Genomic DNA, 11116 nt, shown 5'->3' on the forward strand with positions numbered 1-11116 from the left:
ATGTCGAACGGTTGTGGCAGGCGCTTCATGAGACAATAACCCGAAATCACCAGTGCAGTTCAATGTGGCAACTGTTGAAAAAGGTCCATCACTTTATGAATACCGTCAGCCCATTCCCCGGGGGAAAACATGGGCTGGCTAAAGTGTAGCGGTATTAGGATCAGTTATTTAGATTATCCGTGGCGATTCATTCGCATACGCCACTGCTGACGCACACTAAAAAAACGCGTCAATATGAGCTCACCGCAACGTTACTGCGCCAAGCACAGACCAACTGAAACGGCGGACGGGACTTCCAGTGTAACCACCATCCCGGATATACAGCGCGTGAATACATCTATGGCTATGGTCAGGTACGGACGTCCAATCGGTTGCCGCCCCCGGAACGCTCTGGGGCCAGGTCAGTCACGAGACCAGAGCCTTCCCGAGCGCGTCGGATCAGAACATATACCTGCCGCCGGGAAAGGCCCAGCGCAAGAGCTGCCGCGTCAGCGGCCCTGTGTCCAACAACTTCAAGTGCAGCCAGTGGACTGATAATCTCCATCCTTCGGCGGGCTTGCTCCCATGTTTCGTCGGGAAGGGTGGCCACTCCCCGCTCAATAATTTGCGATGTTTCCGATGCCATGCCCGGACCTCGCCTGGGTGCACACAAGTATTGAGCATGGCCGAAAGAGGTGGAGGTGACTTCTGATATCCTGCTGTCAGAAGCCACCTGCTCATCCAGCCTTATCTCCAGGCTGTTGCGTCATGCATGTGTGGCAGAGATGTGTGATGCCGTGTTAATCAGCAGCCTCAATGCGCAATAACTGGTTTACATCTCCTGATTTCGCAGGTGCCACTACAGCTCTGCGGAAAGGCAATTCTCCCCTGAATGACGTCCAGACCAGGTCTGGATTTTTTTTGTTCCTGATGGTCACTGTGCCATCAGAATTTTCATCAATCAGCCACAACGCAGAATCTTCATCGGTAATCTTACTTTTGTCTGCAAGACTCAGGTTCACTATTTTTTCCTGGGTGCTGTCATAACGGGCACACATGAGACCGCCAAAACCACAAATAAAATAGCCGTCCTCAGAAGGAACAAGGGTAAACGTATGAATACCGGAGGATGAGGGGGTCAACTCATCGAAATTAAACAGATAATTGAGATACTTCATCTGCTCTGAAGACTCGCGGATATAAAACTTTTCAGGAATAGACATAAAAACTCCTTATACCATTTATGAAATATGACGATTGCAAACCCTCACTGAAACCAGGCGAGCGAAGGGTAAAGTCAGTTTTAATTGAAGGGGCTGTATTTATCCGTCAGGGCATAAAGAACGGCGGCCGTATCTGCATCAATGATGCCGTCATAGTTTTCCTGCCGGAAATGGAGCTGGAAGGCCCGGACAAGCAGCTGAAGCCCCGAAGCGGTTGTTGCGCCGGAGACGTCATAGCCGTATGTCTTCAGTCTGGCAATGATATCCTCATCAGGCGGCATTCCCCCGGCGGTAAACTGCGCCAGATAAGCTGACCGGGTGTCATCGTCATACCATGCCCCGACTCCGGCCTCATACAGCGTTTTCCAGGGGAACGCGGCCCCGGGGTCACTTTTCCTGCCCGGCGCAATATCGGAATGCCCCACGACATTTACAGGGCTGATGTCCGGGTACCGCTGGAGGATATTGATTGCCAGCTCTTTGATTGCGTAAATCTGAACCGGGTTATAGGGAGGAAAGACAAACACGCCGTCATTATCACTGGCCAGATTAACCACCTCAACTCCGATGGCTGTGTCGTTAAGATTGCTTCGCCCGGCCCAGGAGCTGACCCCGGCATGCCAGGCACGCTCGTTTTCATCAACCAGGTTAAAAACACGCATGTCGTTAAAACCGGCTGAAATGTACGTTTTGTCGTCCGGGTCCGGGACCAGGTAATGCGCGCTCACGGTGCCGTCACCGGCAAGCGCCTGCACCGATGCCGCAAAATCAACGGCGGTGTAGTGCATGACAAGAAAACGCACGCGCCGGTTGAAACCCTTTACAGAGCGGTAGCTGTTATAGTCGATAGGGTACATATTCATTTTTCCTCTTCCTGTGCCGGACATCCGGCTGCCGCCCAGCGTGCTTTCAGATACTCAACAACCTGCTGCGTCTGCGGCTCTCTCAGGAACATATGGCGGAACAGCATGCAGCCGCCCACGTCAGCCAGGGAATCATTCAGGTCAAGCTGCCGGGTGATTTCGGGCACGCCGCCTTCAACCGTCCAGTCAGGTTCAGCGGCTGAAGGGGTACCGACCTTGTAAAGCGCCATGCCGATATACAGTGCAGTACCGGTGCCTCTGACGGTATCGGCCCACCACCGGGTTATCACATCGTACCGGGCGACTTTGCGGGCAAAGGGCCAGTAAACCTGGGGCGCGATATAATCAATGATGCCGTCAAGTACCCACTTCCGCGTGTCCGCATACGCTGAATCATAGTTTGGTGCCCCGGCCTGCGTGTCAGAGCCCAGCGGGTCATCCACCCTGTTCCGCCAGACGCCGGCCGGGCTTACGCCGAAGCGGACGCCGGGTTTGATGGTCTTAATCCGCCGGTGACAGGCGTCCACCAGGGAATAGGTATTGTTCCTTCGCCAGTCACCTTTACGGGTGAAACCCTGACCGTACTTCTGCCAGGTGGCGTCATCATCCAGCGGTGAGTCTGCGGATTCGTAATAGAAGTAATCATCAAACTGAATACCGTCTACATCATACCGGGTGACGATTTCCTCAACGACACCGGTGACCCACGCCTGCACCTCCGGAATACCGGGGTCCAGGACGAAGCGGTTATAGGCGACGCGGGTCCATTCAGGATGTGTCCTGTAGACGCTGGGCGCGGAATCGGGAGATGAGTGATTCAGTTCATCGACGGTGGCATCGCGGGTATTCATTGAGATGCGGTACGGATTCACCCAGGCGTGAAGCTCAATGTTTCTGGCGTGAGCCTGTTCAACCGCCCAGGCAAGGGGGTCGAAGCCGGGATTTTTACCCAGCGTGCCGGTGAGGTATTTCGACCAGGGCAGTAAGTCTGATGCATAGAGCGCATCGGCACAGGGAACCACCTGAAATATCACGGCGTTCATGTTCATGGCCACGATATCGTCAAGAATACTGGTCAGCTCTTCTTTCTGGCGTTTAATACGCTCAGTGTCATCCAGGATAGTGAGTGAGTAGGCGGAAGGCCAGTCGAGATTGATAACACTGGATACCCAGGTGGCCCGCATTTTCCTGTTTTGCATAAGATTACCTTCTTCAGATGGAGTCCATTCATTAACTTCCTGCATGAGTAAACAAAAGAGAAACGAAATGCCGGTCAGGAGTCAGTTTTACTGATTTTTGTGAGCGTCATCTGGTCAGGACATACCGACAGGCGGCCCGATGGAAAGAAACTGCTCAATCAGTTCTGAGTTATAGGGGCGGGTAGCCAGTGCACTCTACTTCTGACTTTTCGTGCAGTTGTCTTCTGAAAATGACACTAACCAGACCGGTATCACCAAAGGACTCTAACAGTACCATGTCCATGTTTGTACGCGCCTACCTGCGGGCTTCCACCAGTGAGCAGGATGCACAACGTGCCCGCGATATGCTTGATCGCTTTGCTCGTGAGCATAATGTCATCATCTGTAACTATTATGCTGAGAATGAATCAGGCGCACGCCTGGAGCGCCCCGAACTTTTTCGTTTGCTCAATGACAGTCGCCCTGGTGATGTATTACTCATTGAGGATGTCGATCGCCTTTCTCGCTTAAAAGGAGATGAGTGGGAGAAACTTAAAGCGATCATCCGTCAGCGTGGCGTGTGGGTTGTGGCCGTCAATGTTCCCACCACCTGGCAGCACCTTTCTCCCAGAGCCAATGAATTTGATAGCCGAATGTTTGGAGCCATCAATGATATGTTGCTCGATATGCTGGCCGCCATTGCACGGCGCGATTACGAGCAACGGCGGGAACGTCAGCAACAGGGCATAACCAAAGCGAAGGCGGCAGGAAAATACCGTGGGCGGCAGGTCAATAAGCCACGTTACGATGCCATTAACCGGTTATTGTTGAGCGGTAGCTCCTGGACTCAGGTTCAGAAAACGATAGGTTGCAGCCGAAGCACCATCAGCAGTGCCATCAAATATGCCGCCAGCCAGATTCAGGCTAAAACCCTGGTAGAAACTCCTGTGGCCGCCCCTACCCCACGTTCTATGACCTTGTTTGTGTCGATTGAAAATGGCAGTAAATTTACCCGTGGGAAGAAAAAAACCAGAGAGTTGATTGACTGGTTCATCGAAGCTGAATTTGAAGGTCAAATTTTAGACGGGAATGAATACCGGATACCTTTAACCGCTGAAAACGATGAACAATTGAAAGAACAGGTAGAGTATTTATTCAGTGAAATTAATATGATAGCCGATGATCGCAACTGTATGGTTATTGACTGTCTGCTGACCAATGACCAGACTCGCCAGGGATGGGATGATTGTGCCGGTTGCTGGCAGTGTGAGTCAGCGTAACGCCCGGCACCAGATGTTGGGGCTAATTTGTGCCCTGCACATTTTCAAGTTCCCGTCTCAAAGCTGCTAACGCACGTTTGAGAGTTTCACCTAATGGCTCATCGAGCATATCAGCAACGCGATATAATTCATCTTTGGTATCTTGCTCCCCCTTAATGTTGATCTGTACATTACGTCCGGTTTTAAACCTCCGCTTAGAGCGTTCGACTGGGGGCGTCGGCGCTGTTGACAATCTAGCGACAAAACCGTGTTCGTTAGCTAATTCCTCAATCTCTGCGTTACTTTGCTTTGATTTCTGCTCTTTGGCTGATTTTGGCTCAAAATTCTTCAAGCTATCTAGCGGATCTACGCGGCTCATAATGTGACCTTGTCCTGTTGCTGTATTTCTTCCGGAGTAATTCTTGCTATCAGTTCACGGGTGAAAGCTTCTGCGTTTTCAATTGCCTTATCAACATTTGAAACTTCATCTCTGGGAAGAGATTCAAGTAGTTGACGGTAAGAGAACATAGCTTTAAAGGCGGCCCGTTCGTTCAGTTCAGTTTCAAAAAAAGGAATGCCCCCGGCTTTGAAGCTCTTACGAATATGCCTCGTATCCCTACTTTGAATCGCCGCTGAAGTACGTGTGAACAAAACAGCATACGGTAGCCGGTAATCAGGTTTGTGCTTCTGGATACCACGTTCGTGTGCCCGTATTAACCCGAAAGCTCTGCTAGCTTGTTCAGCATCAAGCTGTGAGCCTTGTGTCGGCACGACTACAAAGTCTGATTCAGCAATCGCATACGCGACTATGGTCGCTGCTGTCCCTTCCAAATCAACGATTACGAAAGGCGTTTTTGTCGCAGCCTCTGCGATCGTTTCACCAATAGTCTTATCCGTAACATCCGAGATAATTGTCATATTTTGAGGAGTGTCTCCTCCTTCAGACCAGGTTTTAATCGGATGGTTAGGGTCGGCATCAATAACGGTAACTGGTACACGCCGTGCGATTTGCATAGCTAAGGCTAAGGCAGAAGTTGTCTTCCCTGCTCCCCCCTTTGGTGATACGAAAACAATGACCGGCATACATATACCCTCTATCTATAGGCTAGTACCACTTGGCACCAAAAAGGAATTCTAAAAAGAATTCAATAATGTTTCCTATTTGGATTCTACATAGATACCAAGTGGAATTCAATAATGAATTCCAAATTAATGCCCACAAAAGAATTCTACTAGAATTCCTAAAGGAATCTAATTTAGAATTCTTAAAGAATTCATTAACGGATTCAGCTTGAATTCCTTCATGGTATCATGGTAGAAAACTGGCGAGCAGTGCGCAGCCAGTTATTTGAATGCCGCAAAGCGGCATGGAGGTGCCAGCCGATACTGAATATAGCTTTACTGCTGAATGGCACCGTAGCCCGGCGCAGCCGGTTACGTTGTTGATTGGTTCCACCAATCCATCCCTTCGCCCTGCCAGACTAAAACCCGCTAAAAGCGATACAGAAGCTTTTGTGCGCTGTCGGAGTGGTCACGACAAGGCGTAGCCGCAGTCGGGGCGTATCTCCGCGTTAGCGGGCCGTGAGGGCCGCTTACGGGCGTGTTACTCAATACTTCCAGCGAAACGACTCACAGCGACTCAAAACGCTAGTTACAACATCCATCATTAAAAGCGACATCACTCCCGGCCTTCGGCCGGGGGCGGGGCGGCTTTATAGGAACCCGGTGACTGTTGTAACTATTTAAACAACGGCGCTGACGCATCCGGGCTGGCCCGGATTTGTCCAATCCCTCGACGGCCAGCAGGCAAGCTGCTGGTCCTCTCACGATTCCGATCTGACTGCCCCATGCGTCAGCGTGGGGTGCAACCTCCGATGTTTCCGAACCGGCGCGGACGTTAGTCCGCTGCAAGGGCGGGCACTCTCTGAGACTGTCCTCTGGGCAGGCGATGAACAGGTTATCTGTTTATATGAAAAAGATTAAAGGTATTTAAAAGAAGTACTGAGCAGGTTTTTAAAGGGAACCACGCACTTTGAAATCACTCCGGCTGGCGGTTTAAAACCATAACGGTTGTAACCTTATGGAAAGTTCCCTTGCAGTTAATGGTGGGTAACTGAATTCAGCGGGCAAAGATGGTACCGGCAACAAAATTTCAGCACGGTTTTGCAGGAAAAGAGGGGGGATCATAGATGGCCGTCATGCCTGTTAGCTCAGATAATAAGCAACAGTGAGTAACAGACGTGCAGACCCCTCCGGCGTCAGCCGGATAGTTAAGTCAGGAAAGGTTATATGGGGACGGTGGCAAGCCGCGTGTAGTTGTTACCACGCGACATGAGCATACGCTCTTTTACACGTCTTGCCTGTTCCCGGCGCACGGCGTCCAGGTTGCCGGTAAAGCGTCCCTCGGCAATTTCCCGCGTCAGTTGCCGCTTCACGATGGTTTCAATATCGCGGCGGTTACGGTCAGCATCACGGCGGGCGCGGGCGCGCTTGAGGCCATGCTGCTTACGTTCGGACTGATAGCTGCGGAACCGCTCACGCGCGAACCGCCAGGCTTTCGCTATCAGTTCATCCATATCCAGACGGGGCAGACGCTGTTTTTCTCGCTGCTGGTTCTCCCATTCCACGCGGCTGCGCCTCGCGGCCACAACAGCCACGTCTGAGACGTCGAGCGCAGAGAACAGCGCAGGGGTAAAGGTGATATCGGTCGGGATGTTGCAGCCAATCTGCGGGTCATACTCGGTCTGATAGGTAATCAGCCCCAGCTCCGCCATAAACTTCAGCGCCCGTGTGGCGCGGGTGATGGACAGATTGCCGCTTTTCGATTCCGTGGCCAGCCCGCACTCGATGGCCAGATTGGTAATAGAGCGCTGGACTCGGTTAGCCAGCGGGTCATAGTGGAAGCACAGCCCCTGTAGCAGGGCATCGATGGCTCGACGGCGCAGCAACGGCGGCATCCGGTGACGCTTACCCAGTGAACGAACGAACGCGACATGCATGGAAAAGTCAAAACGGGACGTGAAGCCTTCGGCTTTCGCCATCAGCTTACGGCAGAACGGCAGGGTCTTTTTGCCTTCACGCGGCGTGAATTCCGGATTCGGGTTTTTTACCTGTTGGTAAGAACGCGGATTGAGAAGAGTCTGTTCAGTCACACCCGCCCGTACTTATTGCGGGGCAGAGGTCTTGTATTGAGAAATGCATTTGCTATAATCCTTCGCAGGCACGCCGCCTGCTTTTGACCCCCTGATATCTAACCGTACCCGCAAAGTCGAGAAAGATTTCAGGGGGTTTTTGCATTCAGGGGTACAGCCTTTCGCTTTCCCCCTTCCCCGGACGCTATTCAGGGAACGTCCCACCCAGTAAATTCATAAACATGCGTAATATACTACCGCTTCGCGCAAGGGCGCAAATAGTTTACCCGTGGAATGACCCCTTAAACGCCCGGATAACCAGCTTCTTTCTGGTGCCGGATAGTCAGGATCACCACTCTGCCAGCCAGCTCATCGAAGCGATAGAGCATGACATATCCACTGCTTCCAAACTCAACTACCAACTCGTGGTAGGCCAGGGGTAAATGCTCAACTGGCCGTCCAACCCCCGGTGTCGTTTCAAGCAGGCGAATCCCACGGATGATGATTTCCGCTGCCTTTCTGGCTGCAAGTGCATTTTTCTTTTTCAAAAAAAGCTGCAGGCGCTGTAAATCCTTACGGGCTTGTTCTGAAATGATTACTTGTGGCATGAGGGTGCGCTCTGTTCATGTTCAGAACCCCAGGATTCCAGCCAGTTTATGGTTTCCTCTGCTATTAAATGTTCTCCGGTCTCCTCGTATTGCTGCCACGCAGCAAGAGCATCTTTACGATACAGACTTCGTTTTTCTTCCCGTTCAACATATTCAGCAATAGCTTCAAGCATCAACGCATGTGATGAACTATGGAGTTCACCAGCAAGCGTTTTCAGTCGTTCCTTGATGTCTGCCTCAAGGCGCAATGTGGTGGTCTGGCGAGGGATATCCATTTTAGGCTCCGTTTAATATCAGTGGTGTCACCATTAATATTAACCTGGATACATATTAAACAAAAGCCCCTGAGGGGCAGGCTGCGAAAATAGACGAACATTCACCAACAGCAGAAATCAGAAGAAGAGCCATTACTACCCACGACGAATCAATTTATCTTCACAAGCATTGATGCATATCAATTTTCTGGAGATATAATTTAAACAATGAGAGATCTTTCTGACTCGTGTGGGGATGCTGATATGACACAACTTCTCGCTCCCCCGGTAAACATTCCCCAACAGGCAATCATTTTTTTCAAGCACAGCAACGAGCCATGGGGGGTAAAGGACAGGCAAAGCCGCTTTGTCTACGCAAACAAAGCATATTTTGATTTCCTTAAAATTCATGAGGATATATCCAGCCGCATAACTGAATACAGCTATGCTGATATCCCTGTATTTGCATCAATGGCTGAACGGCTCATTGCTCATGACCAGCAAGTAATGCAAACGGAAAGGCGGATGGAGGCAATCGGTACATTACTGATCGAAGGATATTAGGGGTCTGACGCTCAGTGGAACGAAAACTCACGTTAAGCAATGTTTTCTTCCTCTGACGCCTCTTTTAATGGCCGCAAATGTCCTTTTGTCACCAGTTCTGCCAGTGTGAAGGAATAATGGCCGAGCATATTGATATGCCCGTGGCAAAGCGGTGAGAGTCGTGCAATATCTTCATCATTCAGGGCTTCCCCCTGTGCCCGGAGATGATCCAGAGCTGCCTGCATATAAATAGTGTTCCATAACACGACGGCGTTAGTGACCAGCCCCAATGCGCCCAGTTGATCTTCCTGACCATCGGTATATCGCTTTCTTATCTCACCTTTCTGACCGTGACAAATAGCTCTGGCAACAGCATGGCGGCTTTCTCCCCGGTTAAGTTGAGTCAGGATGCGCCTGCGGTAATCTTCATCATCAATATAATTAAGCAGATACAGCGTTTTGTTAATGCGTCCCACTTCAATGATTGCCTGGGTCAGTCCGGATGGGCGTTCACTTTTCAGTAATGAACGGACCAGCACCGAAGCCTGTACCTTGCCCAGCGTCAGGGAGCCTGCGGCCCGGATCATTTCGTCCCACTGAAGAGCTATTTTTCGGGGATCTGACTGCCCTCTGGCAATATCATTCAGTACCCCATAATCGGCGTCATTGTCCATGCGCCAGAAAACCGAAGAACCGGCATCAGCCAGTCGCGGGGAAAACTGGTATCCCAACAGCCAGAAAAGGCCAAAGACAAGATCGCTGGCCCCTGCGGTATCTGTCATAATTTCGGTGGGATTCAGCCCCGTCTCCTGCTCCAGAAGGCCTTCCAGCACAAAGATTGAGTCCCTCAGCGTCCCCGGTATAACAATGCCATGAAAGCCGGAATACTGATCGGACATAAAGTTGTACCAGGTGATACCCCTGTTATGACCAAAGTATTTGTGGTTCGGCCCGGCATTGATTGTTCTGACTGGCGTAACAAAGCGCATTCCGTCTACAGAAGCCACCTCGCCACCACCCCAGACCTGTGCCAGTGGCAGTGTTGCCTGAAAATCAACCAGCCTGGCATTCGCACTGGTGATAGTTTCAGCCCGAAGATAGTTTGCTTTTGTCCAGTTCAGCCGGTGTCGGGTCAGGGCTTGAACATTTGACCGTATCAGGGGCTCCAGGCCGATATTGCAGGCCTCGGCCATCAGTACGGCGCTGATGCTGACGGGCAGATCGTTAACTCTGGCGCTGGCTTCGCTGGCGTGGAAAAACTCATCAGCAAATCCGGTATGGGCGTTAATTTCGAGCAGCAACTCCGTTAAGTCCACCGTAGGGAGCAGATAGCTGACCATTTTGCTCAGCCGTTTCAGACTGTCCGGCTCATCAAGACTGGCGAGAGGAGTAATAGTCAGCCTGGGATTTGGGCCGGAAATATCAAGCTGCACCGCTTCATTTTCACCAAGGCGTGCAGCAACCTGCCTGTAACGGGCGTCCAGCTGGAGGCCCAGCGATTTTATTGCGTCCTGTGGGTTTGTCGGATGCCCCAGAGAACGATAAACTTTAATCCGGTTTGCCTGCCAGTCTGCGCCCTGTAGTAATTTTTCGCGGGGATCTCCCCACCGGTTACTGCCGGTAACGTAGACATCCCGCCGTCTCAGGCTGTCCTGCAGTTTACTGAGAAAGCACAGCGTATATCCCCTTGCTTCGGGTGATATGTTTTTCCTTATTAATCACCAGTCGTTTCCATGGCCGGCTGATGATTTCCGTTGGTGCGTCGTCAAAATACTGCCGCCGTGAGCTGAACTCGCGGCTGAGATAATCGCAGGCATTCAGGGTGGTGCTCCCGGCGGGAGCTGCTGAAAATTTAACGGTATTCAGCAGACGGGGCAGAAAGCGACGTACCCGCCCGTACTGCTCCACCATTTCATCATGAAAGTTATCGTCAGAGGGCCGGGCTATTTCGGTAAGCGTCACATTTAAACCGTCTGTGCAGCGGGCTCCGGTTCCGGGAAAATAGTGTCCATCATTTTTTAATGGACACTATCGCGTGAAACACCGGACATGGCTCCTTGAGGCGCTTCGCCTCCATT

The 11116-nt window shown here is 51.3% G+C and carries 9 protein-coding genes and 3 pseudogenes; 3 read left to right on the top strand and 9 right to left on the bottom strand.

Annotation, left to right across the window (positions count from 1 at the left end; genetic code table 11):
- Positions 1 to 149: pseudogene (locus F7Q90_RS23055) on the top strand (IS630 family transposase); the annotation flags it as partial.
- Between the two features lie 630 nt (positions 150 to 779).
- Here the strand turns inward: F7Q90_RS23055 and F7Q90_RS23065 are convergent.
- The 3 genes from F7Q90_RS23065 to F7Q90_RS23075 form a co-directional block, all read right to left on the bottom strand.
- A complete protein-coding gene (locus F7Q90_RS23065) occupies positions 780 to 1202 on the bottom strand; it encodes a hypothetical protein (RefSeq protein ID WP_006120399.1) in 423 nt (140 codons plus the stop codon).
- An 80-nt stretch (positions 1203 to 1282) separates the two neighbouring features.
- Positions 1283 to 2059 (bottom strand): N-acetylmuramoyl-L-alanine amidase, encoded by a 777-nt coding sequence (locus F7Q90_RS23070; RefSeq protein WP_044242411.1) that lies wholly within the window; start codon positions 2057 to 2059, stop codon positions 1283 to 1285.
- A gap of 2 nt (positions 2060 to 2061) precedes the next feature.
- Positions 2062 to 3309: a glycoside hydrolase family 10 protein gene (locus tag F7Q90_RS23075; protein WP_347449125.1), complete on the bottom strand. Its 1248-nt coding sequence runs from the start codon at positions 3307 to 3309 to the stop codon at positions 2062 to 2064.
- A gap of 230 nt (positions 3310 to 3539) precedes the next feature.
- Between F7Q90_RS23075 and F7Q90_RS27745 the strand changes: the two are divergent.
- Positions 3540 to 4160, top strand: a pseudogene (locus F7Q90_RS27745) (recombinase family protein); the annotation flags it as partial.
- Between the two features lie 385 nt (positions 4161 to 4545).
- Here the strand turns inward: F7Q90_RS27745 and F7Q90_RS23085 are convergent.
- The 5 genes from F7Q90_RS23085 to F7Q90_RS23105 all read right to left on the bottom strand — a co-directional run bounded on the left by F7Q90_RS23085 (position 4546) and on the right by F7Q90_RS23105 (position 8516).
- On the bottom strand, positions 4546 to 4881 hold the full coding sequence (locus tag F7Q90_RS23085) for a hypothetical protein (protein ID WP_044242374.1): 336 nt from the start codon (positions 4879 to 4881) through the stop codon (positions 4546 to 4548).
- Positions 4878 to 5585 (bottom strand): ParA family protein, encoded by a 708-nt coding sequence (locus tag F7Q90_RS23090; RefSeq protein ID WP_044242375.1) that lies wholly within the window; start codon positions 5583 to 5585, stop codon positions 4878 to 4880. Before F7Q90_RS23090 ends, F7Q90_RS23085 begins: the two co-directional genes overlap by 4 nt.
- A 1202-nt stretch (positions 5586 to 6787) precedes the next feature.
- Positions 6788 to 7654 (bottom strand): incFII family plasmid replication initiator RepA, encoded by an 867-nt coding sequence (gene repA / locus F7Q90_RS23095; protein WP_006120404.1) that lies wholly within the window; start codon positions 7652 to 7654, stop codon positions 6788 to 6790.
- A 281-nt stretch (positions 7655 to 7935) separates the two neighbouring features.
- Positions 7936 to 8241 carry a type II toxin-antitoxin system RelE/ParE family toxin gene (locus F7Q90_RS23100; protein WP_006120406.1) on the bottom strand — a complete coding sequence of 102 codons (306 nt, stop codon included), beginning with the start codon at positions 8239 to 8241 and terminating at the stop codon, positions 7936 to 7938.
- Positions 8229 to 8516, bottom strand: coding sequence for a CopG family ribbon-helix-helix protein (locus F7Q90_RS23105; protein WP_044242376.1), 288 nt, complete (start codon positions 8514 to 8516; stop codon positions 8229 to 8231). The genes F7Q90_RS23100 and F7Q90_RS23105 overlap by 13 nt, the downstream gene beginning before the upstream one ends.
- A 243-nt stretch (positions 8517 to 8759) precedes the next feature.
- On the opposite strand from F7Q90_RS23105, the gene F7Q90_RS23110 reads away from it, so the two are divergent.
- Entirely contained in the window at positions 8760 to 9059 is a 300-nt protein-coding gene (locus F7Q90_RS23110) for a PAS domain-containing protein (protein ID WP_167387070.1), read from the top strand.
- 32 nt (positions 9060 to 9091) lie between these two features.
- Here the strand turns inward: F7Q90_RS23110 and F7Q90_RS23115 are convergent.
- Positions 9092 to 10994: pseudogene (locus tag F7Q90_RS23115) on the bottom strand (Tn3 family transposase); the annotation flags it as partial.
- Between the last annotated feature and the right edge of the window lie 122 nt (positions 10995 to 11116).

Origin of the sequence: Pantoea stewartii subsp. stewartii, from assembly GCF_008801695.1 — a bacterium.
Classification (GTDB): Bacteria; Pseudomonadota; Gammaproteobacteria; order Enterobacterales; family Enterobacteriaceae; genus Pantoea; species Pantoea stewartii.